This window comes from Streptomyces sp. NPDC001717 (genome assembly GCF_042892775.1).
Classification (GTDB): Bacteria; Actinomycetota; Actinomycetes; order Streptomycetales; family Streptomycetaceae; genus Streptomyces.
In genome coordinates this window covers 126,382-147,559 of sequence record NZ_JBIAUK010000013.1, presented here as the reverse complement: position 1 = coordinate 147,559, position 21,178 = coordinate 126,382, and the positions used below count along the sequence as shown (strand labels likewise).

General features: G+C 71.9%; 23 protein-coding genes. 8 read left to right on the top strand and 15 right to left on the bottom strand.

Features of this window, described 5'->3' with window-relative positions; all coding sequences use genetic code 11:
- Positions 1-25 precede the first annotated feature (25 nt).
- A complete protein-coding gene (locus ACFYZL_RS21975; protein ID WP_388681048.1) occupies positions 26-877 on the bottom strand; it encodes an alpha/beta fold hydrolase in 852 nt (283 codons plus the stop codon).
- Between the two features lie 287 nt (positions 878-1,164).
- Between ACFYZL_RS21975 and ACFYZL_RS21970 the strand changes: the two genes are divergently transcribed.
- Positions 1,165-1,935 carry a GntR family transcriptional regulator gene (locus ACFYZL_RS21970; protein ID WP_384758854.1) on the top strand — a complete coding sequence of 257 codons (771 nt, stop codon included), beginning with the start codon at positions 1,165-1,167 and terminating at the stop codon, positions 1,933-1,935.
- Positions 1,936-2,286: 351 nt separating this feature from the next.
- Here the strand turns inward: ACFYZL_RS21970 and ACFYZL_RS21965 are convergent, their stop codons facing one another.
- From ACFYZL_RS21965 to ACFYZL_RS21955, 3 genes are all read right to left on the bottom strand, one after another.
- The gene (locus tag ACFYZL_RS21965; protein ID WP_384749309.1) at positions 2,287-3,444 is read right to left on the bottom strand and encodes an ROK family transcriptional regulator; all 1,158 of its coding nucleotides are present in this window, start codon (positions 3,442-3,444) and stop codon (positions 2,287-2,289) included.
- Positions 3,445-3,545: 101 nt separating this feature from the next.
- Positions 3,546-4,196, bottom strand: coding sequence for a response regulator (locus tag ACFYZL_RS21960; protein ID WP_384749306.1), 651 nt, complete (start codon positions 4,194-4,196; stop codon positions 3,546-3,548).
- Between the two features lie 4 nt (positions 4,197-4,200).
- Positions 4,201-5,379, bottom strand: coding sequence for a sensor histidine kinase (locus ACFYZL_RS21955; RefSeq protein WP_388681043.1), 1,179 nt, complete (start codon positions 5,377-5,379; stop codon positions 4,201-4,203).
- A gap of 108 nt (positions 5,380-5,487) precedes the next feature.
- On the opposite strand from ACFYZL_RS21955, the gene ACFYZL_RS21950 reads away from it, so the two are divergent.
- The 3 genes from ACFYZL_RS21950 to ACFYZL_RS21940 are packed head-to-tail and all read left to right on the top strand — an operon-like array spanning position 5,488 to position 7,658.
- The gene (locus ACFYZL_RS21950) at positions 5,488-6,399 is read left to right on the top strand and encodes an ABC transporter ATP-binding protein (RefSeq protein ID WP_384749300.1); all 912 of its coding nucleotides are present in this window, start codon (positions 5,488-5,490) and stop codon (positions 6,397-6,399) included.
- 28 nt (positions 6,400-6,427) lie between these two features.
- A complete protein-coding gene (locus tag ACFYZL_RS21945; RefSeq protein ID WP_388681040.1) occupies positions 6,428-7,180 on the top strand; it encodes an ABC transporter permease in 753 nt (250 codons plus the stop codon).
- Positions 7,181-7,220: 40 nt separating this feature from the next.
- Entirely contained in the window at positions 7,221-7,658 is a 438-nt protein-coding gene (locus tag ACFYZL_RS21940; protein WP_388681037.1) for a hypothetical protein, read from the top strand.
- Here ACFYZL_RS21940 and mug read toward each other — a convergent pair.
- From mug to ACFYZL_RS21915, 5 genes are all read right to left on the bottom strand, one after another.
- Positions 7,655-8,200 (bottom strand): G/U mismatch-specific DNA glycosylase, encoded by a 546-nt coding sequence (mug, locus tag ACFYZL_RS21935; RefSeq protein ID WP_388681141.1) that lies wholly within the window; start codon positions 8,198-8,200, stop codon positions 7,655-7,657. The genes ACFYZL_RS21940 and mug overlap by 4 nt on opposite strands.
- Positions 8,197-9,630, bottom strand: coding sequence for an adenylosuccinate lyase (gene purB, locus ACFYZL_RS21930; protein ID WP_384581820.1), 1,434 nt, complete (start codon positions 9,628-9,630; stop codon positions 8,197-8,199). Before purB ends, mug begins: the two co-directional genes overlap by 4 nt.
- Before the next feature lie 71 nt (positions 9,631-9,701).
- The gene (locus ACFYZL_RS21925) at positions 9,702-10,493 is read right to left on the bottom strand and encodes an SGNH/GDSL hydrolase family protein (protein ID WP_388681034.1); all 792 of its coding nucleotides are present in this window, start codon (positions 10,491-10,493) and stop codon (positions 9,702-9,704) included.
- 67 nt (positions 10,494-10,560) lie between these two features.
- The gene (locus ACFYZL_RS21920) at positions 10,561-11,586 is read right to left on the bottom strand and encodes a hemolysin family protein (protein ID WP_384749287.1); all 1,026 of its coding nucleotides are present in this window, start codon (positions 11,584-11,586) and stop codon (positions 10,561-10,563) included.
- Positions 11,583-12,932, bottom strand: a complete 1,350-nt coding sequence (locus tag ACFYZL_RS21915) for a hemolysin family protein (protein WP_388681032.1) — start codon at positions 12,930-12,932, stop codon at positions 11,583-11,585. Before ACFYZL_RS21915 ends, ACFYZL_RS21920 begins: the two co-directional genes overlap by 4 nt.
- A 275-nt stretch (positions 12,933-13,207) precedes the next feature.
- On the opposite strand from ACFYZL_RS21915, the gene ACFYZL_RS21910 reads away from it, so the two are divergent.
- Positions 13,208-13,630: a GNAT family N-acetyltransferase gene (locus ACFYZL_RS21910; RefSeq protein ID WP_384749282.1), complete on the top strand. Its 423-nt coding sequence runs from the start codon at positions 13,208-13,210 to the stop codon at positions 13,628-13,630.
- A 126-nt stretch (positions 13,631-13,756) separates the two neighbouring features.
- Here the strand turns inward: ACFYZL_RS21910 and bioD are convergent, their stop codons facing one another.
- From bioD to bioB, 3 genes are read right to left on the bottom strand one after another with little or no spacing between them, the layout of a single operon-like run.
- Complete coding sequence (bioD, locus tag ACFYZL_RS21905) at positions 13,757-14,476, bottom strand: dethiobiotin synthase (RefSeq protein ID WP_384749278.1); 720 nt, start codon at positions 14,474-14,476, stop codon at positions 13,757-13,759.
- A gap of 1 nt (position 14,477) precedes the next feature.
- Complete coding sequence (locus ACFYZL_RS21900) at positions 14,478-15,800, bottom strand: adenosylmethionine--8-amino-7-oxononanoate transaminase (protein WP_384749275.1); 1,323 nt, start codon at positions 15,798-15,800, stop codon at positions 14,478-14,480.
- The gene (gene bioB / locus ACFYZL_RS21895; RefSeq protein ID WP_384749272.1) at positions 15,793-17,040 is read right to left on the bottom strand and encodes a biotin synthase BioB; all 1,248 of its coding nucleotides are present in this window, start codon (positions 17,038-17,040) and stop codon (positions 15,793-15,795) included. The genes ACFYZL_RS21900 and bioB overlap by 8 nt, the downstream gene beginning before the upstream one ends.
- Positions 17,041-17,197: 157 nt before the next feature.
- On the opposite strand from bioB, the gene ACFYZL_RS21890 reads away from it, so the two are divergent.
- Positions 17,198-18,379, top strand: a complete 1,182-nt coding sequence (locus ACFYZL_RS21890; protein ID WP_388681027.1) for an 8-amino-7-oxononanoate synthase — start codon at positions 17,198-17,200, stop codon at positions 18,377-18,379.
- A 5-nt stretch (positions 18,380-18,384) separates the two neighbouring features.
- Here ACFYZL_RS21890 and ACFYZL_RS21885 read toward each other — a convergent pair whose 3' ends face one another.
- Together ACFYZL_RS21885 and ACFYZL_RS21880 are read right to left on the bottom strand one after the other, a co-directional pair.
- Positions 18,385-18,606, bottom strand: a complete 222-nt coding sequence (locus ACFYZL_RS21885; RefSeq protein WP_384725781.1) for a DUF397 domain-containing protein — start codon at positions 18,604-18,606, stop codon at positions 18,385-18,387.
- 12 nt (positions 18,607-18,618) lie between these two features.
- Positions 18,619-19,503, bottom strand: coding sequence for a helix-turn-helix domain-containing protein (locus tag ACFYZL_RS21880; RefSeq protein ID WP_384749267.1), 885 nt, complete (start codon positions 19,501-19,503; stop codon positions 18,619-18,621).
- Between the two features lie 197 nt (positions 19,504-19,700).
- On the opposite strand from ACFYZL_RS21880, the gene ACFYZL_RS21875 reads away from it, so the two are divergent.
- Entirely contained in the window at positions 19,701-20,156 is a 456-nt protein-coding gene (locus tag ACFYZL_RS21875; RefSeq protein ID WP_384749264.1) for an ATP-binding protein, read from the top strand.
- An 8-nt stretch (positions 20,157-20,164) separates the two neighbouring features.
- On the opposite strand, the gene ACFYZL_RS21870 is transcribed toward ACFYZL_RS21875, so the two are convergent.
- A complete protein-coding gene (locus ACFYZL_RS21870; protein ID WP_384749261.1) occupies positions 20,165-20,560 on the bottom strand; it encodes a VOC family protein in 396 nt (131 codons plus the stop codon).
- Between the two features lie 315 nt (positions 20,561-20,875).
- On the opposite strand from ACFYZL_RS21870, the gene ACFYZL_RS21865 reads away from it, so the two are divergent.
- The gene (locus tag ACFYZL_RS21865) at positions 20,876-21,178 is read left to right on the top strand and encodes an urease subunit gamma (RefSeq protein ID WP_384749258.1); all 303 of its coding nucleotides are present in this window, start codon (positions 20,876-20,878) and stop codon (positions 21,176-21,178) included.

The window sequence follows — 21,178 nt, the reverse complement described above, 5'->3', positions numbered from 1 at the left end:
CGCCGTGTGTGGTGTCGTGCCGCCGTCAGGCCGCCGCGAGGGTCCGGCGGCGGGCGGTGTCGAGGATGACCCGGGACACGAGCGCCGGATCGTCGTTCATCGGCACGTGACCGCATCCGGGGAGCCTGACCAGCCGCGCGCCGGGGATGGTGTGCTTGGCGCGGACGCCCTGGCGGCGCAGCAGCAGCCGGTCGCGGGTGCCCCAGGCGATGGTGACCGGCAGACCGGGCACGTCGTCGGTGAAGCGTACGGAGCCACCCGCGGCCAGGGTCGCCTCGAAGCCGCTGGCCCCGCGCAGGGCGAGGGTCTCGGCCACCACCGCCTCGGGTGAACGGCGGGCCGGGCGGGCGTAGATGGTGCCGGTGAGCGCGACCCGGCCTGCAGCGCCGCGCGAGAGCCGTTCGAGCGCGGGGCGGGGCAGAGCCCTGGCGCCGGCGCGCATGGCGAGGAGGGTGGCGAAGGCGTAGCGGCGTTCCCCCTCGGTCCAGAACCCCGCGGGGGAGAGGGCGGTGACCGAGCGGGCGAGGCCGGTCCGGCCCATTTCGAGGGCGAGCAGGCCGCCGAGGGAGTTGCCCGCGACGTGCGGGCGCTCGACACCGAGGGCCGCGCAGAGGGCCCCGAGCGCCGGGGCCACGGTGGCCAGGTCGTACGGAACGCCTTCGGGCAGGGGCTCCGAGGTGCCGAAGCCGGGCAGATCGACTGAGATCACGTCGTGTTCGGCGGCCAGGACGTCGGTGACCGGGTGCCAGGCCTGGAGGTGGTGGCCGATGCCGTGCAGCAGGAGGAGCGGTTCGCCCGCGCCCTTGCGTTCGTAGGCGACGGAGGCGGTGCGGGGGCCGAGCGGCGAATCGATCGTGAAGGAGACCGTGGCGGTCATGCTGCTCCTCGTCGGTTGGACGCGTGTGAGACAGGTTGTCAGTAGAGCTGCCGCCATCATTACCGTCCGGTAGCCCTTGACTACAAGCCTTCGGCGCACACGAGAACATCCTGTGAACGGCTTGATGCCCGTGCCCGATCTGCCCGGTACAGGGGTGACCATTGGTCTTGACCAAGGGGGTGCACCGTCCTATCGTCGCAGGGATAGTGCAGGAACCTTTAATAAACAAAGGCGCGGAACTGCCGCCGGAACACACGGCGAGTGCGGCGATGGCAGGAGGAGTCAGGGTGGGGACCACGCAGCTCGAAACGGTGCCGGAGCCGAAGTACTGGCACCTCAAGACCGTCCTCAGCGAAGCACTCGACCAGGATTTCGCCGTCGGAGAGGTCCTGCCGAACGAGCGTGAACTCGCCGCCCGGTTCGGCGTCGCCCGCGCGACCCTGCGCCAGGCGCTGGAGCAGCTGGAGCTCGAAGGCCGCCTGCAGCGCCGCCGCGGCGTCGGAACCACCGTCGCCCCGCCGCGCGTCGGTGTCGCCGTCGGCACCGCGGGGCACAGTTGGCCCGGCGAGCAGGCCGACGGCTGGGAGCCGGTGGACGCCACCGAGGCACTCCCGTCGACCGCGGTCCTGAAGCTGCTGGGCACCGGCGGGGCCTTCTCCGCCGACGAGCCGGTCCACACCGTGCGCCGGACCCGCGTCACCCAGGGGCAGGCCGTCGCCGCCGAGATGCTCTACGTCCCGGCCGCCTCGGTGCCCGGACTCCCCGCGATCGACGCCCCGGCCGGTCCCGCCCGCGCCCGCGCGGTCCTGCGCGAGCTGCAGCGACTGGTCCTCGACGGCCAGGACCGCTCGGTGGAGCTCGGCTCCGCCCGCGCCGACGACGCCAAGGAACTGGACCGACTGCCCGGCGCGCCCGTACTCGTCGTCACCACGCGCTACTTCACCAGCGCGGGCACGGTCGCGGTCTCCGTGGCCACCTACCGCGCCGACACCTGCCGCCTCACCTTCGGGGACTCGGGCGACGTCCAGATCACCCACGAGCCGCGCGTCGCCTCCTGACACGGGCACACGGTGGATCTCCGCCACGGCCGGCCGTCCCCGTCCGGCGGGGACGGCGGCGTCCTGAAGGCACGGCGGCGCCTTGAGGGGACGGCGGCGTCCTGAGGGCACGGCGGCGTTCGGAGAGGACAGCGACGTCCAGGGTCGGACGCCGTGTCCGCCGGGCACCGCCGAGAGCGGTCCGTCGGGCATGGTGACGGTGCCGCCCGCCGGGGACGGGCCGGTGCGCGCGGCCACCGCGCCGCCGGTGCGCGGCAGTGCGCCTTCGTGCGGCCACCGCGCGCAGGCGAGCCGTTCCGCGCCGTGTGCGATCCCTCTCCGGGGCCCGAGGCCCGGGGCCGCGCGGCGCGGTCAGCGGCGGCGGGCCGTGACCGTCTTCTCCACCGCGAACAGTTCTTCCTCGACGTGGTCCAACGCGAGGCGGAGGGCGCCGGTGGCCACGGCTGCCTCGCCGAGTAGGGACAGTGCCACCTTCGGCGGGCGCAGGCAGTAGCGCTCCAGCTCCCGTCGCAGGGGATCCAGCACCCCGTCCAGCCCGGCCGCCCAGCCGCCGACCACCACGAGTTCCGGATCCATCGCCAGGACCAGCGCGGCCACGTCGTGGACCAGTCGCTGCAGGAACCGCTCCACGGCGGCCACCGCCCGCTCGTCGCCCCGTTTGGCCATCGCGAAGACCTCGGCGACCGCCGGCTCGTCCAGCGGGTGCAGCGGCTCGCCGGTCGTCGACAGCAGCTTCTCCGGGGTGACCTCACGGCCCAGCAGATGGAGCGCGCCGATCTCGCCGGCCGCGCCGCCGAAGCCCCGGTGCAGTCGGCCGCCGATCAGGGAACCGGCGCCGGGGCTGAGCCCCGCCATGACGAACACGATGTCGTCGGTGTCGCGCGCGGCCCCCTTCCAGTGCTCGGCGACCGCCGCGGCGTTGGCATCGTTCTCCACCTTCACCGGGCACCGGAACGAGCGCTGGAGTCGTTCCCCCAGCGGAAGTCCCGTCCAGCCGGGCAGGGCGGTACCGAGGCGGACCGTGCCGTCCGCCTCCACGATCCCGGGGCTGCCGACGCCGACCGCGCGCAGGGAGTCCCGGGGCACCCCGGCCCGGCGCAGCAGATCGGCCACGGCCGAACGGACCTTCTCCAGCCGCTCATCGGCGGACGCCGACTCCGCGACGTCCTTCGTACCGGCGCCGATGACCCGTCCGTCCAGGCCGGAGAGCAGTACGGCGACCCGGTGCGAGCCGATCTCTATGCCCAGCAGGTGCCCGGCCTCGGCCCTGAAACGGAACCGCCTCGCCGGTCGACCCTGCCGCCGCGCGCCTTCCTCGACGTCGGCTTCGACGACCAGTCCGGTCGCCATCAGCCCCTCCACGACCCCTTCCACGGTCGGCCGGGAGAGCCCGGTGACCCGGGTGAGGTCGGTGAGCGTCGGCGCCTGGGCCGCGCGCAGTGCACGCAGCACCACGGCGGAATTGATCCGCCTCAGCAGAGAGGGGTCTCCGCCGGTCAGCTGCCCCAACGTGTGTCCTCCCAGCTAGCGAGCCCGTCAGCCGGATGGTACTGCCCACCTGGTGCTTCAGCGAGAACCAGCCCCCCATCGGCCGGAACTGGACCGTCCGCTCAGGCCGGGGCGACGAACCCCGACTCGTACGCCATGATCACGGCCTGGGTCCGGTCCCGCGCCCCCAACTTCGCCAGGATCGCACTGACGTGGGACTTCACCGTTTCCGTGCCGACGATCAACTTGCCCGCGATCTCCACGTTGGTCAGCCCCCGTGCCATGAGCCTCAGCACCGCCTCCTCGCGCTCGGTCAGGGCCGCCCGCTCCAGCACGGCCCGGGCCTGGCGGTTTCCGTACTCGGCGGCCAGGGCCCGCACGGCCGCGGGGAAGAGCAGCGTCTCACCCTCGGCCACCAGCCGGACCGCGTGCACGATCTCCGAAGGCCGCGCCCGCTTCAGCAGGAACCCGTCCGCGCCGGCACGCAGCGCCTCGTAGACGTACTCGTCGTTCTCGAAGGTGGTGACGACGAGGATCTTCGGCGGTGAGTCGACCGTCTTCAGGATCGCCCGGGTCGCCTCGATCCCGTCGAGCAGCGGCATCCGTACGTCCATCGCGACGACGTCGGGCCGCAGCTGTCGCACGAGCGGGATCACGGAGGCTCCGTCGGGCGCCTCGCCCACGACCTCGATGTCGGGCTGGGCTTCGAGGACGGCGCGCAGACCCGCGCGCACCAGGGGCTCGTCGTCGACGAGCAGTACGGTAACCGGCATCCGGTCAGCGTATTCGCTCCAGCGGAAGCCGGGCGCGCACCCTCCAGTTGCCCTCGTACGGTCCGGTCTCGGCCTCTCCGCCGAGCAGCGCGGCCCGTTCCCGGATGCCGCGCAGACCGGAGCCTCGGCCCGTCATCCGCGCGGACTCCGTCGGGAGGGGATTGGTCACCTCCAAGTCCAGCCTTCCCACGGCCACTTCGATCCGCACCCGGACTGGAACCGGCCCGCTGTGCCGCAGCACGTTGGTGAGTGCCTCCTGAAGGATCCGGTATCCCTCGCGCGTGACCGGCCCCGGCAACTTCTCCAACGGACCGGACATCTCGGCGTCGACCGGGGCACCGGACGCTCGCGCCGATTCCAGCAGCCGGTCGGCATCGGCCAGGGTGGGCCGCTGGGAGGGTGGCTGACCTGACTCCCGGAGCACCTTCAGCACCCGGTCCAGGTCCTCCATCGCGGCCCGGCCTGTCTCCTCGATCGCGCACAGCGCCCGCTCGGTGAACTCCGGATCGCCCGCCGCCCGGGCGGCTCCCGCCTGGACGACGGCCACGGTGAGCGCGTGCCCGATGGAGTCGTGCAACTCCCGCGCGATCCGTGTGCGTTCCAGCAGCTGTTCGGTCCGCGCCTCCAGCGCGGTCAGCCGCTCGGCCGCCGAAGGCCCCAGGAGTCGCGACGCCATCGCCGTGACGGCGTCGCCGAGCAGGACCACGATGACGAACAGCAGCACCAGCGGCACCGGCAGGAGGAGCACGGCCGCCCACCGCGGCGGGGTGAACGGCAGGATCACGTCGTCCGATCCGAGAGAGCCACCCGCTGCGACGATGGCGAGTTCCACGGTCATCACCGGGATCCACACCGTCGGCAGTATCGCCGCGCCCGCCAGTACGAGCCGCGCCTCCAGCCAGGCGACCGTCCGCCAACGGTCCCCCCAACGGGTGGACGCGACCGTGCTGATGGACCCGTCGTGCCGGCCGCGCTCGTGCGGCGTCAGCAGGAACTGCGCCTGCAGCCCTTCGGCCAGCCGCACCCAGGGGATCAGCCCGAACGGGGCGACGATCAGGGCGGGCATCCACGGCCACGCGGGCTCTATGAACATCCAGATGGAGACGATCAGGGTCGGTACGAGCAGATGCAGCCAGCGGGTGTACGTGATCCCACGGAGGGGAGCACGAAGCAGTCGGTACATGTCCTCATCCTGGCAGCCGGGATACGGCTCCCGTCTCCCCCACGTGGGGGAGACGATCCCCCCACGTGGGGGAGGTCGGGGGATGGGGCCGGCGGCGAATCTTGAGGCATGAACAGCATCGAGATTCGGGAACTGACCAAGGAATACGGCACCACCCGTGCCGTGGACCGTCTCACCTTCGACGTGCTCCCCGGACGGGTCACCGGCTTCCTCGGCCCCAACGGCGCCGGGAAGTCGACCACGATGCGGCTGCTGCTGGGCCTGGACCGGGCGACCTCCGGCACCGCCACCATCGGCGGACGCCCGTTCACCACCTTCACCGACCCGCTGCACCGGGTCGGAGCGCTCCTCGACCCCCAGTCCATCCACGGCGGACGCACCGCCCGCGACCACGTGCGCTTCCTCGCCGCCTCGAACGGCATCCCGGCCCGTCGCGTGGAGGAGGTGCTGGAGCAGGCCGGCATAGCCGCGGCGGCCAAGCGCAGGGTGAAGACCTTCTCCCTGGGCATGCGCCAGCGGCTGGGCATCGCCGCCGCCCTGCTCGGAGATCCCGGAGTACTGCTCCTCGACGAGCCGACCAACGGGCTCGATCCCGAGGGGATCGTCTGGATCCGCGAACTGATGCGCGGTCTGGCCGCCGAAGGCCGCACCGTCCTCGTCTCCAGCCACCTCATGTCCGAGACGTCGACGCTGGCCGACCACCTGGTCGTGCTGGGCGCGGGCCGGCTCCTGGCGGACACCTCGATGGAGGAGTTCATCGACGCGCGCAGCACCCCTCGGGTGCGGCTGCGGACCACGGACCCGATCCGGCTGCGGGCCGTCTTGGCCCGGGAGGGTTGGGAACTGGTGGAGGCCGAGGGCGGGCGCTGGACCGTCGACGGCATACAGGCGGACCAGCTCGGCATCACGGCCGCCCGAGAAGGGATCCCCATGCTGGAACTCTCCGACGAGCGCGCCTCACTGGAGCAGGCCTACCTCGACCTCACGGCGGACCACGCCCAGTTCACCGCCACCCGCTGACCGTCCCCCTTCTCTCTGGAGGTTCGCCATGAGCACCGCCCTGCCCACCCGGCCCGTCCTGCACTCCGAATGGATCAAGATCAGATCGCTGCGCGGCACGTTCGGCTCCCTGATAGCCGTGCTGGTCGTGACCGCCGGCATCCAGACGCTGATGGCCTGGGCGATCGGCACGGCGGAGGAAGGGGCCATGGGCGACGACCCGCTCTTCGCGTCCTACTACGCCCTCAACTTCGGCCAGATAGCGGCCATCGCCTTCGGAGCCAATGCCTTCTCCGCCGAGTTCCACAACGGGGCCCTGCGCACCACGCTCGCCGCCGTGCCGGACCGTACGCGGTTCTACCTGTCCAAGATGGCCGTGCTCGCAGGTCTCGCCCTGCTCGTGGGTCAGGTCACGGGACTGCTCACCTTCCTCGGCGGGCAGGCGTTCATGGGGCAGTACGCGATGAAGCTCGGGGACCCGGGCACCGTCCGCTCCGTCGTCGGTTGCGGGCTCTACCTGACGGTGATCACGCTCTTCTCGGCCGGCCTGACGGCGATCCTGCGCAGTGGGGTTGCGGTCATCAGCATCCTCGGCCCCTTCGTTCTGCTGGTCTCCTTCGTGATCAGCGGAGTCACGAGCGGTATCGGTCAGTTCATGCCGGACAAGGCCGGGCAGATGGTGCTCCGGAGCGAGTCGATTGGCGGAGTCCTCGGCCCGTGGACCGGAATGGGTGTGGCGATGCTGTGGGCCGCGGCCGCCGCCATCGGTGGTCTCATAGCAGTGCGGCGCCGGGACGCGTGACGGCGGGCCAGTTGTCAGTGGTGGTCGGGATACTGACGGCATGACCACGGCAGAGCATCTCGACACGATCGACCGGCTCCGGGTGACGGCATTCCCGCCCGAGCCGGTCCGGTCCGGCGGGCAGAGCAGCGGCCCGGGCCACCACCTCGTCCAGCTCGGCCGGACACGGGACTTCTGGGAGGACGACGGCTCGGGCCGGGCCGAGGCGTCCGACCAGATCGCGGCCGAGTACGGGGCGCTCACGCAGGCCCTTGCCGACCGGTGGGGGGATCAGCAGGTCTTCAGCGTCACGTCGCTGCTGGACCGGGGGTTCGAGGGGGAGGAGATACCGGAGCCGTGGGGAGTGGTGAGCAACACCACCGACCATGTGCACCTGTGGCGGGCGGGGGAGCTGTGGCTGCTGGCCTTCGTGGCGCAGTGGGGCACCGAAGACCCCTACCTGTTGATGGCAGGGGTCACGGTCATCGATCCGCCTTAAGGGGCCGACGATTCGGCGGCGGCGCGGAGGCGGGCGTATTCCTGGGCCATGGTCTCGGCGGTCCAATGGGCGTTGAGGCCGCTGGGGTTGGGGAGGGCCCAGATGCGGGTGGAGCGGATGGTCCGCTCCTGGGGACCGATCTGTGCCTTCCGCTCGCCGAAGGCCGTGCGGTAGGCGGTGACCCCGACCACCGCGAGCCACTGGGGGCGCAGGAGCTCCACCTTGGCGGTCAGGATGCGGCCGCCTTCGCGGAACTCCTCGGTGGTCAGCTCGTCGGCGCGGGCCGTGGCGCGGGCCACGACGTTGGTGATGCCGAGCCGGTAGGTCAGCAGCTCCTCCTGTTCGGAGGGGGCGAGCCGGCGCGGGGTGAAGCCCGACAGGTGGAGGACGGGCCAGAAGCGGTTGCCCGGGCGGGCGAAGTGGTGGCCCGTGGCGGCGGAGAGGAGGCCGGGGTTGATCCCGCAGAAGAGCACACGCAGACCGCCCGCGACCACGTCCGGGAGGACGCGGTCACGGGCGGCGTTCAGCTCGTCGGGGGTCAGAGGATCGACCCCGGCGTGTACCCGGCGGCCTCCGGGTGCTGCTTGGAGATCGCCTCGATACGGGAGACCACCGCCGTGACCTGGTCGCCCGCGGCGCCGGTGAAGGACAGCTTGTCGGCCATCAGGGCGTCGAGCTGGGCTCGGTCCAGCGGCATCCGGTCATCGGCGGCCAGCTTGTCGAGGAGCTCGTTGCGCTCCGCGCCCTGCTCGCGCATGGCCAGGGCCGAGGCCACCGCGTGCTCCTTGATGACCTCGTGGGCGGCCTCGCGGCCCACCCCGGCACGCACCGCGCCCATCAGGACCTTGGTGGTCGCGAGGAACGGCAGGTAGCGGTCCAGCTCACGGGCGACGACCGCCGGGAAGGCGCCGAACTCGTCGAGGACCGTCAGGAAGGTCTCCAGGAGGCCGTCGAAGGCGAAGAACGCGTCCGGCAGCGCCACGCGGCGGACCACGGAGCAGGAGACGTCGCCCTCGTTCCACTGGTCGCCGGCCAGCTCGCCGGTCATCGAGGCGTAGCCGCGCAGGATGACCATCAGGCCGTTCACGCGCTCGCAGGAGCGGGTGTTCATCTTGTGCGGCATCGCCGAGGAGCCGACCTGGCCGGGCTTGAAGCCCTCGGTCACCAGCTCGTGGCCGGCCATCAGACGGATCGTCTTGGCGATCGAGGAGGGGGCGGCGGCCAGCTGGACCAGCGCGGTGACCACGTCGTAGTCGAGCGAGCGGGGGTAGACCTGGCCGACCGAGGTGAAGGCCTGGGAGAAGCCGAGGTGGGAGGCGATCCGCTGCTCCAGGTCGGCCAGCTTGGCGGCGTCGCCACCGAGCAGGTCGAGCATGTCCTGGGCGGTGCCGACGGGGCCCTTGATACCGCGCAGCGGGTAGCGCTCGAGGAGGTTCTCCAGGCGGTCGTAGGCGACCAGCAGCTCGTCCGCCGCGGTGGCGAAGCGCTTGCCCAGGGTCGTCGCCTGCGCGGCGACGTTGTGGGAGCGGCCGGCCATGACCAGCTCGGCGTGCTCGCCGGCCAGCTTGCCGAGGCGGGCGAGGACGGCGACGGTGCGGTCGCGGGCCAGCTCCAGGGAGAGCCGGATCTGGAGCTGCTCGACGTTCTCGGTGAGGTCGCGCGAGGTCATGCCCTTGTGGACGTGCTCGTGGCCGGCGAGGGCGTTGAACTCCTCGATGCGGGCCTTCACGTCGTGCCGGGTGACCTTCTCGCGCTCGGCGATGGAGGCGAGGTCGACCGTCTCGAGGACGCGCTCGTAGTCGGCGAGGGCGGCGTCCGGGACGTCGATGCCGAGGTCCTTCTGGGCGCGCAGCACGGCGAGCCACAGCCGCCGCTCCAGCGTCACCTTGTACTCGGGGGACCACAGGACGGCGAGCTCCGCGGAGGCGTAGCGGCCGGCCAGGACATTGGGGATGCGGGGCTTGGCTGTCACGTGTAGGGATTCTACTTGGGCCCGAGCTGTGCGTTTACGCAGGTAGGGCCCCCGTGCCGGATTGTGCCTTGCTACGAGACGGGCGAGTCCCCGTGCGGGGCGTACGGCAGCAGCTCCGGGCGCTTCGCCGGGCGGCCGTCGCCGGAGGAGCGGCCCGTCAGGCGGCGGCCGATCCAGGGGAGCAGGTGCTGCCGGGCGAAGTCGAGGTCCCGGGCCCGCCGGACCGCCCAGCCCGGGGGCTCGGCCGCCGGGAGTTCGACGCGCCAGTCCTCTTCGGCGGGCAGCCCGAGAGTCTGCCAGACGGCCTCGGCGACCCGGCGGTGGCCTTCGGCGGTCAGGTGGAGCCGGTCCACGTCCCACATGCGCTGGTCCGCGAGCGCCGGAGCCCCGTACAGGTCGACCACCAGGGCGCCGTGCCGGGCCGCGAGCTCCTCGATGAAGAGGAAGAGCTCCTCCATGCGCGGCCGGAAGCGTTCCATGACCGGGCCGTTGCGCCCGGGGGAGCGCATCAGGACCAGCCGCTCGCAGGAGGGTGCGAGGAGTTCCACGGAGGCCTCCAGCCGGTCCCGGACGCGCCCCATGTCCACCTTGGGACGCAGGGTGTCGTTCAGCCCGCCCACCAACGTCACCACGTCGGCCCGCATCGCCGCCGCCACCGGGACCTGCTCCTCGGCGATCTGGCCGATCAGCTTGCCGCGGACCGCGAGGTTCGCGTAGCGGAAGCCCGGCTCGCGCGCCGCCAGGCGGGCGGCCAGCAGGTCGGCCCAGCCCCGGTAGGAGCCGTCTGGGAGCAGGTCGGACATGCCTTCGCTGAAGGAGTCGCCTACCGCGACGAAACTGGTGTACCGCACATTCATCTCCATGGCGGAGTGATGTTACCGCGCGGTACCCCGGCCCCGCAGGGCCGGGGACCGGATCGTCGGACGATCATCAGGCGGAGGCGGGACGGCCGAACAGCTCGCGCAGGACGTCCTCCATCGTCACCAGGCCCGTCATCGCCCCGTCCGGGCCGAGCACGGCGGCCAGGTGCGTACGGCTGCGCCGCATCGCGGTCAGCACGTCGTCCAGCGGCGTTTCGGCCCGGATCTGCGCGATCGGCCTCAGGGCCGCAACCGGGAAGGGCTCGTCACGTGCGTCCGGATCGGCGTCCAGGGCGTCCTTGACGTGCAGGTATCCCAGAATCCGGTGCTGCGCGTCGATCACCGGGAAGCGGGAGTACCCCGACTGCGCCGACAACCGCTCCAGCCCGGCCGGAGTGATGCCCTCCCGGGCCGGGACCACCCGGTCCGCGGCCAGCACCACGTCCGTGACGGGCCGGCGACCCAGCTCCAGGGCGTCGTGCAGCCGCTCGCTCGCCCGGTCGTCGATGAGCCCGGCGTCACTGGAGTCCTTGACGATCCGCGCCAGCTCGTCGTCCGAGAAGGTCGCCGCGATCTCGTCCTTCACCTCCACCCGCAGCAGCCGCAGCAGGGCGTTGGCGAAGGCGTTGATCGCGAAGATCACCGGCCGCAGCGCCCGGGTGAGGGTCACCAGCGGCGGGCCCAGCAGCAGTGCCGTGCGCACGGGCTCGGACAGCGCCACGTTCTTCGGCACCATCTCGCCGAAGAGCATGTGCAGGTACGTCGCCAGGGCCAGCGCCACCACGAAGGAGATCGCGTGCGTCACCCCGGACGGCACCCCGACGGCGTCGAGCAGCGGGCTCAGCAGGTGGGCGATGGCCGGCTCGGCCACCACACCCAGCACCAGGGTGCAGAGGGTGATCCCGAGCTGGGCCGCCGCCATCAGCGCCGACACGTGCTCCAGACCCCACAGGACGGCCTTGCCGCGCCGGTCGCCCTGCTCCGCGTACGGCTCGATCTGGCTGCGCCTGACCGAGATCAGCGCGAACTCCGCGCCGACGAAGAAGGCGTTGACGACCAGCGTCGCCAGGCCGATCAGAAGCTGGATCGCGGTCATCGGGTCCCCTCCGTACCCTCGTCACCCAGGCCACCCGGGCCCTCGGCCGGCATGTGCAGCAGCACCCGCGCGGCCCGGCGCCCGCCGGCGTCCACCACGTCAAACCGCCAGCCGCCCAGCTCCAGGCTGTCGCCGACCGCCGGGATGCGGCCCAGCTCGGTCGCTATGAGACCGGCGAGGGTCTCGTACGGCCCCTCGGGCACGCGCAGTCCGATCCGACGGAGCTGGTCGGTGCGGGCCGCGCCGTCGGCGGAGTAGAGCGTGCGCCCGTCGTCGTCCGTACCGGCCGGGGCCAGGTCCGGGGTCTCGTGCGGGTCGTGCTCGTCGTGGACCTCGCCGACGACCTCCTCGACGATGTCCTCGAGGGTGGCCACGCCGGCCGTACCGCCGTACTCGTCGATGACCACGGCCATGGTCTGCCGGCCGGACAGCCGGTCCAGCAGCCGGTCCACGGTCAGCGACTCCGGTACGAGCAGGGGCTCGCGCAGCAGCTGCGACACGGGGTGGCGGTGGCGCTCCTCGGCGGGCAGCGCCAGCACGTCCTTGATGTGGACGGTGCCGACGACGGTGTCGAGGCTGCCCCGGTAGACGGGGAAGCGGGACAGGCCGGTGGCCAGCGTCGCGTTCGCCACGTCCTCCGCGGTGGTCTGCACGTCGAGGGCGGTGACCTGGACGCGCGGGGTCATCACGTTCTCCGCGGTCAGGTCGGCCAGGTTCAGGGTCCGCACGAACAGCTCGGCGGTGTCCTTCTCCAGCGCGCCCGCCTTCGCGGAGTGTCGCGCCAGCGCGACCAGCTCCTGCGGAGTGCGGGCGGATGCCAGCTCCTCGGCCGGCTCCATGCCGAGGCGGCGGACCATGTGGTTCGCGGTGGTGTTCAGATGGCTGATCAGCGGTCTGAAGGCCCGGCTGAACACCCGCTGCACGGTCGCCACGCGCTTGGCGATGGCGAGCGGGGAGGAGATCGCCCAGTTCTTGGGCACCAGTTCGCCGACGACCATCAGGACGACGGTCGACAGGACGGTGCCGAGGACCAGCGCGGTGGAGGACGCGGTGGCGGCCGAGAGCCCCATGGCCTCGAACGGTCCCTGGAGCAGGGCCGCGATCGACGGCTTGGAGATCATGCCGATGACCAGGCCGGTCACGGTGATGCCGAGCTGGGCGCCGGAGAGCTGGAAGGTCAGGGTGCGGACGGCGGCCAAGGCGCTGTCGGCCCCCCGCTCACCGCGCTCGACGGCTCGTTCGAGTTCACTGCGCTCGACGGTGGTCAGCGAGAACTCGGCCGCGACGAAGACTCCGCAGGCGACGCAGAGCAGCAGTGCCACGACGAGCAGGAGCACCTCGGTCATCGGTCGATCACCTCCGTTCCATGATCGGCCAGGAGGAGGCGTACCGCGCGGTGTCGCGATCGGGAGGGTCGTGGACTGGGAGGCTCGCCCATGGGCGGACGCTCACACCTTTCATCTGAGTGGGTCGGTCGTTCGGTCGTTCATCGTGCAACGCCCGAACCCACATCGTAAAGGAAAGGCAAAGGGGGCGGATCATCCTTTTGGCGGAACCGGCCGGCGCCCGGGGCGAAGAAGTCGGTGGCGGGCCGCGTGCCGGGCGTGCTTGGGTCCTGGTCATGACCAAGATCCGCATACGGACCGCTGTGCCGGCCGACGCCGAGAACGTGCTCGCCTTCTGGAAGGAAGCGGCGGAGGGAACGTCGATCACGGACGACCTGGACGGAGTGACACGTCTCGTCACACGTGATCCGGAAGCCTTGATCCTCGCGGAGGCCGACGGGCTCCTCGTCGGCTCGGTGATCGCCGGCTGGGACGGCTGGCGTTCCTCGCTGTACCGGCTGGCCGTACTGCCCTCCCACCGCCGGCAGGGGATCGCCGGCACGCTCCTCGAAGCGGCCGAACGGCGTTTCACCGCCGTCGGGGGCCGTCGTGGCGACGCGATGGTCCTCGAGGCGAACGAGCGGGCGCACCTGGTGTGGGCGGCGGCCGGCTACCGGCGCGAGGACCAGTGGCGGCGCTGGACGAAGCCGTTCGGATAGGCCCGGAACCCCGGCAGCCCGAGAAGAACCCCGGAGAACGCGAGGAAACGAACAGGGCCCCCGGCCGCAGCCGGGGGCCCTGTCGATCACCGTGTGACGCCGTCACACCGTCACACCGTCACACCGTCACGCCGGCCAGGCCGCCAGGAACGACTCGGCCGACCACGTGCCCGAGAGGGCCGGGGAGAGCCATCCGGGGGCCGAGGCGCGGAACTCCTCCGGCGCCAGGCCGCCCGAGCCCTCGGGCACCGCGCCCAGCAGGGGGAGGGCCGAGCTCGTGGGGAGGTCCGCCAGGTTGCAGCGGGCGGCCAGGTCCGGGTCGGCGGGCCAGCTGCCGACCACCACACCGAGCCCGGTCAGCCCCCGGGCCCGGAGGGCTTCCGCGGTGAGGGTCGTGGAGTTGAGGGTGCCGAGCCCGGCCGCGGCCACCACCAGGACCGGTGCGTCGAGCAGGCCGGCCGCGTCGGCCAGGGTGTGCCCCGCCTCGTCGAACCGGACCAGCAGGCCGCCCGCGCCCTCGACCAGGACCAGGTCGTGGGAGAGGGACAGCTCACGGGCGGCTTCCGCGATCCGTTCCGGGGACACCGTGGCCAGGCCCGCGCGGCGGGCCGCCGTGTCCGGGGCCAAGGGCTCCGGGTAGCGGGCCAGTTCCATCGCCGTGACGCCGTCGCCGGCCAGCCGGACCGCCTCGGCGGCGTCCCCCGGCTCCTGCGGGCCGACGCCCGTCTGCGCCGGCTTGAGCACCGCCACCGAACGGCCGGCCGCCAGCGCGGCGGCCGCGATCGCCGAGGTGACCACCGTTTTGCCGATCTCGGTTCCGGTGCCGGACACGACCAGTACGGACATCTCAGCCTTCCTCGGCCGCCGCGCGCACCGCACGGCAGATACGTGCCACGTCCGCGTCGCCCGTGACGAACGGCGGCATGGTGTAGATCAGGTCCCGGAACGGGCGCAGCCACACGCCCTCGCGCACCGCCGCCCGGGTGGCGGCAGCCATGTCGATCTCGTGGTCGAGCTGCACCACGCCGATCGCGCCCAGGACGCGTACGTCCCGTACGCCCGGCACCGAGGCGACGTCCGCGAGGCCTTCGCGCAGGCCCGCCTCGATCCGCTTGACCTCGGTGGTCCAGTCCTGGCCGAGCAGCAGGTCGACGGAGGCCAGCGCCACGGCCGTCGCGAGCGGGTTGCCCATGAAGGTCGGCCCGTGGGCGAGGACGGGGACCTCGCCCTGCGAGATGCCGTCCGCCACCCGCTCCGTGCACAGGGTCGCGGCGAGCGTGAGGTAACCGCCCGTCAGCGACTTGCCCAGACACATCACGTCCGGGGTGATCCCGGCGTGGTCGGCGGCGAAGAGCGCGCCCGTGCGGCCGAAGCCCGTCGCGATCTCGTCGAGGATCAGCAGCACGCCGTACTCGTCGCACAGCTCGCGCAGCACCCGCAGGTAGCCCGGGTTGTGGAAGCGCATGCCGCCCGCGCCCTGCACCACGGGTTCCACGATCACCGCGGCCAGCTCGTCGGCGTGCGCGGCGATCAGGGACCGCAGGTGGTCGGTGTACGCCGGGTCCACCGGGGTGTCGAAGCCGCCGGGCGGCGCGTCCGCGAACACCTGCCGCGGCAGGTGACCCTGCCACAGCTCGTGCATGCCGCCGTCGGGGTCGCAGACGGCCATCGGCTGCCAGGTGTCCCCGTGGTAGCCGCCGCGCCAGGTCAGCAACCGGGTCTTGCCCGTGCGGCCCAGGGAACGCCAGTACTGCAGGCACATCTTGACCGCGACCTCGACGGACACCGAGCCCGAGTCGGCGAGGAAGACGTGCTCCAGCCCGGCCGGGGTGATCTCGACGAGCTTCGCGGCGAGCCTGACGGCGGGCTCGTGGGTGAGCCCGCCGAACATCACGTGCGACATCAGGCCGAGCTGCGCGGTCGCGGCCTCGTTCAGCACCGGGTGGTTGTAGCCGTGGATGGCCGACCACCAGGAGGACATGCCGTCGACCAGCTCGTCGTGGCCGTGCCCCTGGGAGGGCACGGCCAGCCGCAGCCGGACTCCCGACGCGGACGCGATGACCAGCGGCTCCTGCCGCCCGGGCATCGGGCCGTACGGGTGCCAGACGTGCTGCCGGTCCAGCGCGAGCAGTTCCGCGCCGGAGGTCGGCGGCAGGTGCTGATCAGGCATTGGGGGCGACGTCCGTCCCCGCGCCACGGCGGCGCACGGCGACCAGGTCCGAGCGCACCTCGCCGGCCTCGGCCTGGGCCGGTGCCGGCGCCGCTTCCGCGTGCCCGGAGCAGCCGCCGCACGCCGAGCCGCAGCCGGCCTCGGCGGCGGAGTCGGCGGAACCCGCGGAACCGCAGACCGAGGCGCCGCCCCCGTGCGAGCCGCAGCCGCCGGCCGTCGCGGCGGCTGCCACGTCGGCGCGGTGCGCGGGAAGGGTGGTCGTACCGGCGCCCTCCACCTCGAAGCCGGCGTCCGCGATCATGTCGAGGTCCGCCTGGCCGGCCTGGCCCTCACTGGTGAGGTAGTCGCCGAGGAAGATGGAGTTGGCGATGTTCAGCGCGAGCGGCTGCATCGAGCGCAGGTGCACCTCGCGGCCGCCGGCGATCCGGACCTCCACGTCGGGGCAGACGAACCGGACCATCGCGAGGATCCGGAGGCAGCGCTGCGGGGTGAGGTTCCACTCCTTGGCCAGCGGGGTGCCCTCGAAGGGGATCAGGAAGTTGACCGGCACCGAGTCCGAGTCCAGCTCGCGCAGCGAGTAGACGACGTCGACCAGGTCCTCGTCGCTCTCGCCCATGCCCGCGATCAGGCCCGAGCAGGCCGACAGGCCCGCCGCGTGCGCCTTCTGCACGGTGTCCACGCGGTCCGCGTAGGTGTGCGTCTTGGTGATCGCACCGTACGTGGCCTCGGAGGTGTTCAGGTTGTGGTTGTACGCGTCGGCGCCCGCGTCGCGGAGCTTCTCCGCCTGGCCGTCGGAGAGCAGGCCGAGACACGCGCAGACCTCGACGCCCTCGTTCTGCTCCTTGATCGCGGCGATGGTCTTGCCGACGCGGTCCACGTCACGGTCCGTCGGACCGCGGCCGCTCGCGACCAGGCAGACCCGCTTCGCGCCGCCCGCGACACCCGCGGCGGCCGCCTCGGAGGCCTCCTCCGGCTTCAGCCACGTGTACTTGAGGATCTCGGCCTTCGAGCCCAGCCGCTGGGAGCAGTACGAGCAGTCCTCCGGGCACAGGCCCGACTTCAGGTTGACCAGGTAGTTCAGCTTGACCCGACGCCCGAACCACCGGCGGCGCACTTTGCCGGCCGCGGCCACCACGTCGAGCAGTTCGTCGTCGGAAGTCGCCAGTACGGCGAGCGCCTCTTCGCGGGTCGGCAGCTCGCGCCGGAGCCCCTTGTCCACCAGGTTGTTCAGCAGGTCCATGACGCCGATCCTGGCCTACACGACCACTCCCGGCCAAGGAGAGATCGCACAACATGGCCGGATGGGAGTGTGTGTATCGCCACACCTGGCGCAGCTGTGACGGCGGCTAGGGTCGAGCCTGGTCTGTGGACTGCCGACAAAACGCGAGGACCTGCCGATGCCGCCGTTGCCCCAGCACACCCCCGACTCCGCCGACGTCTTCGCGTGGATCGACGAAGCGGAGCGCGCCCGGGCCGAGGCCGGACTCGTACGGACGCTGCGCCCGCGGCCGGAGTCCTCGCCGCTGCTGGACCTCGCGAGCAACGACTACCTCGGCCTGACCAGGCACCCCGAGACCGTCCGCGGCGCCAGGGAGGCCGCCGAGCGCTGGGGCGCCGGCGCCACCGGTTCCCGGCTGGTCACCGGAACGACGGAACTCCACGCGGAACTGGAGCGCGAGCTCGCCGCCTTCTGCGGTTTCGAGGCCGCCCTGGTCCTATCCTCCGGATACGCGGCCAACCTCGCGGCCGTCACCGCGCTCAGCGGTCGCGGCACGCTCGTCGTCTCCGACGCCGGGAACCACGCCTCGATCGTCGACGGCTGCCGCCTCTCGCGCGCCGAGACCGCGGTGATCCCGCACTCCGATCCCGACGCCGCGCGCAAGACGCTCGCCGCGCACGAGGGCAGGGCGCTCCTGGTCAGCGACTCGGTCTTCTCCGTGGACGGGGACGCCGCCCCGCTCGCCGGCTACGCTGCGGCCGCCCGGGACGAGGGCGCGGCCCTGGTCGTGGACGACGCGCACGGGCTGGGCGTGCTCGGCGAGGGCGGACGCGGGGCGCTGCACGCCGTCGGGCTCGCGGGCGCGGCCGGGGTGGTCGCCACGCTGACCCTCTCCAAGTCCCTGGGCAGCCAGGGCGGAGCCGTACTCGGCCCGGCCAAGGTCATCCGGCACCTGGTCAACGCCGCGCGCACCTTCATCTTCGACACCGGGCTGGCCCCGGCCGCCGCGGGCGCGGCACTGGCGAGCCTGCGCCTGCTCCAGCGGGAACCGGAGCGGGCGGACCGCGCCCGCGAGGTGGCCGCCCAGCTGTACGGGCGGCTCACCGCGTCCGGCCTGACCGCGGCCCGGCCGGACGCGGCCGTGGTGTCGGTTCGGGCCCCGTCGGCCTCGGCGGCACTGCAGTGGGCCGCCGACTGCCGCGAGGCAGGTCTGTCCGTGGGGTGCTTCCGGCCGCCGTCGGTACCGGACGGCATTTCCCGGCTGCGGTTGACCGCCCGGGCGGATCTCACGGGGGACGAGATCGACCGGTCCGTCGGGACGATCCTGCGGACCGCTCCGGCCGGAGCCACGGACCGCTAGGCGGGTTACGCGGGAACGTCCGCCCTGACATGGGCGAGGAAGCCGTCCCAGGCCGGCCCGGTGAAGAGCACGGCCGGGCCGTCCGTCCGCTTGGAGTCACGGACGGCCAGCAGGCCGCTCGAGAGGACGGCCGCTTCCACGCAGTTGTTCATTCCGGTGCTGCGGCTGCTCCGCCGCCACCGCGCGCTGTTCAGAAGTCCGCTGGTGGATAAGGGGGTTGCGGACACGGGGGTGCCTCCTTACGCGTCGTCAGCGAGGGTGCTGATGAGATCCGACGAGTCCTGGGGCGGGAGGGCGTGCGCCTGGATGGTGCGGAACGCGGCGCTGTACGCCTCTAGGTCTTCCTTCCGCTCCAGATAGAGGCTACTCGTCAAATGGTCGAGTACCACCACATCCAGATCGGCGATGTTCGGAAATGAGAAAATGACGAACGGTCCGGTGAGGCCGAGATGTCCCCCCACGCTGAACGGCAGTACCTGCAGCCGCACTTGGGGCAACCGGGACACCTCCACCAGGTGCCGCAGCTGCTCCGCCATCACCCCGGCCCCGCCGATCTGCCGGCGCAGCACCGCCTCGTCCAGTACGGCGCTCAACTCCAGCGGCGGATCGGCCCGCAGCACCGACTGCCGCGCCAGCCGTACGTCGACGAGCGCGTCCACCTTCGGTTCGGGGAGCCCGCCCAGCGCGGCCCGGGTCACCGCCCGGGCGTACCCCGGGGTCTGCAACAGGCCCGGCACGACGGACAGTTCCACGGTGCGGGCGGACCGGGCGCCGGCCTCCAGGCTGATGAAGTCCCGGTATTCCTGCGGCAGCAGCCCCCGGTAGTCGTGCCACCACTGGCGGCCCCGCCCGGTGTCCCCACCCGGCCCCGGTCCCGCGGCCGAGACGGACAACGCCTCCAGCAGTGCGCGTTGCTCGGGGCTGACGATCTCCCCGTAGGCATCGAGGAGCAGACGGATGTCCTCGGGTTTCACGCCACTGCGACCGGTTTCGATGCGGCTGATTTTCGACTGGTGCCATCCCACGATCCGGGCCGCCTCACCACTGGTGAGTCCGGACCGGTCGCGCAGGGCGCGCAGTTCCTCGCCGAGCTTGCGTCGGCGCACCGCGGGACCGTGCTGCACACCCGACTCCTTCCACCGGCACAGATCGCACCAGTCTGCCGTCCGAATACGCTCTTCCGTAGCAGAGTTCACCGCATCGAGCGACAGATATATGCATATCTTGGGGGAACGGCAGGTGCGGCGGGGCGAGGGGTGGCACTCTGGCGTCCAGCACAGATCCGGGGCGGCTCCGCCCCGGTGGGAAAGGGACCGTCGCCATGGCAGATCACCAGGAAGCATCCGTCACTCTGCCGAGCGATCCCGCCTCGGTCGCCACCGCCCGCCGCTACGTCGCGGAAGTGCTGGGCGAATGGGGGCTCCCCGATGACGCGGATACCGCCGACAGTATCCGGCTGATCGTCTCGGAGCTCGCGACCAACGCCGTACAGCACACTTTCGGCCAGTCGCCCACCTTCACCGTCGACATCCGGTTGGAACGGGAGGAGTGGCTCCGGATCGGGGTCACCGACAGCCACCCGCGCTGGCCCAAGCGACTCCCGGCCGCCGTCCAGCAGGACAACGGCCGGGGCATGGTCATCATCCGCTGGCTCACCGCGGAGGCGGGCGGCCGGCTCTCGGTCACCCCCACCGAGGACGGCGGCAAGACGGTCTCGATCGCCCTGCCGTGGACCGTCGGAGCCGGTGCGCAGGAGAAGACCCCCACCGGCTGCTGAGCCGGGGATCAGGCGGACGCGGCCCGCTCCGCCGCGCTGCGCTCGATGCACAGCTCGTTGCCCTCCGGGTCGGCGAGGACGACCCAGCCGAGGACGCCGTCCTGCGCGCGCCGGTCGTCGACCACCCGCGCCCCGAGCCCGACCAGACGCTCGACGGTCTCGTCCCGGGTGCCCGTGGCGGGCTGGATGTCCAGGTGGACCCGGTTCTTCACGGACTTGACGTCCGGCACCCGGATGAACAGCAGGCCGGGCACGTTCGGCTGCCCCGACTCCAGCAGGATCTCGTCGTCACCGGCCTCGTCGTCCGGGTGGATCGGGAAGCCGGTCACCGCCGACCAGAATTCGGCGATCTTGTAGGGGTCGTGCGCGTCGAAGGTGATGTGTCGGACGGGGTTGACGAACATCTGTCTCCTCGAGATGCATTGCGAGTGGTGATCCGTATACGGAACGACGGTCGGCCGGCCATCCGGTCGAACCGGTTGCCCGCCGGAAACGTGGGTTAACTCGCCTGAAAAGCACGACCCCTAACGTGGGGTCACGCCTCGACCGCCAATGATCACCCATGAACGGGTAAAGCGCCGGTGGTCGGCACGGAAAGCCTTCCTCAGCGTTGGGCAAGAGACGCTTGGCTCGGATATGCGCAGGTCAACAAAGTGTAGAAGACAGCTAGTGTCACCGTGCTCGAAGTTGACCTTGGTCCCGGAAGATGGGTGATACGTGTGCAATTGACACCTCATGAGCAGGAGCGACTGCTCATCCACGTGGCAGCGGACGTGGCGGAGAGACGCAAGGCGCGCGGGGTCCGGCTCAACCATCCCGAGGCCATCGCTCTCATCACCTCGCACATCCTCGAAGGGGCCCGCGACGGCCGGACCGTGGCCGAACTGATGGCCTCCGGCCGTACCGTCCTGACCCGCGAGGAGGTCATGGAGGGGATCCCCGAGATGATCCACGACGTCCAGGTCGAAGCGACCTTCCCTGACGGCACCAAACTCGTCACCGTCCACGACCCGATCGTCTGA

Excerpts from the sequence above, each read along its gene's own strand:
- ACFYZL_RS21975 (WP_388681048.1), bottom strand. The coding sequence starts at position 877 with ATGACCGCCACGGTCTCCTTCACGATCGATTCGCCGCTCGGCCCCCGC.
- ACFYZL_RS21960 (WP_384749306.1), bottom strand. The coding sequence starts at position 4,196 with ATGCCGGTTACCGTACTGCTCGTCGACGACGAGCCCCTGGTGCGCGCG.
- ACFYZL_RS21955 (WP_388681043.1), bottom strand. The coding sequence starts at position 5,379 with ATGTACCGACTGCTTCGTGCTCCCCTCCGTGGGATCACGTACACCCGC.
- ACFYZL_RS21950 (WP_384749300.1), top strand. The coding sequence starts at position 5,488 with ATGAACAGCATCGAGATTCGGGAACTGACCAAGGAATACGGCACCACC.
- ACFYZL_RS21945 (WP_388681040.1), top strand. The coding sequence starts at position 6,428 with ATGAGCACCGCCCTGCCCACCCGGCCCGTCCTGCACTCCGAATGGATC.
- ACFYZL_RS21940 (WP_388681037.1), top strand. The coding sequence starts at position 7,221 with ATGACCACGGCAGAGCATCTCGACACGATCGACCGGCTCCGGGTGACG.
- ACFYZL_RS21925 (WP_388681034.1), bottom strand. The coding sequence starts at position 10,493 with ATGGAGATGAATGTGCGGTACACCAGTTTCGTCGCGGTAGGCGACTCC.
- ACFYZL_RS21920 (WP_384749287.1), bottom strand. The coding sequence starts at position 11,586 with ATGACCGCGATCCAGCTTCTGATCGGCCTGGCGACGCTGGTCGTCAAC.
- ACFYZL_RS21915 (WP_388681032.1), bottom strand. The coding sequence starts at position 12,932 with ATGACCGAGGTGCTCCTGCTCGTCGTGGCACTGCTGCTCTGCGTCGCC.
- ACFYZL_RS21910 (WP_384749282.1), top strand. The coding sequence starts at position 13,208 with ATGACCAAGATCCGCATACGGACCGCTGTGCCGGCCGACGCCGAGAAC.
- bioD (WP_384749278.1), bottom strand. The coding sequence starts at position 14,476 with ATGTCCGTACTGGTCGTGTCCGGCACCGGAACCGAGATCGGCAAAACG.
- ACFYZL_RS21900 (WP_384749275.1), bottom strand. The coding sequence starts at position 15,800 with ATGCCTGATCAGCACCTGCCGCCGACCTCCGGCGCGGAACTGCTCGCG.
- bioB (WP_384749272.1), bottom strand. The coding sequence starts at position 17,040 with ATGGACCTGCTGAACAACCTGGTGGACAAGGGGCTCCGGCGCGAGCTG.
- ACFYZL_RS21890 (WP_388681027.1), top strand. The coding sequence starts at position 17,198 with ATGCCGCCGTTGCCCCAGCACACCCCCGACTCCGCCGACGTCTTCGCG.
- ACFYZL_RS21875 (WP_384749264.1), top strand. The coding sequence starts at position 19,701 with ATGGCAGATCACCAGGAAGCATCCGTCACTCTGCCGAGCGATCCCGCC.
- ACFYZL_RS21870 (WP_384749261.1), bottom strand. The coding sequence starts at position 20,560 with ATGTTCGTCAACCCCGTCCGACACATCACCTTCGACGCGCACGACCCC.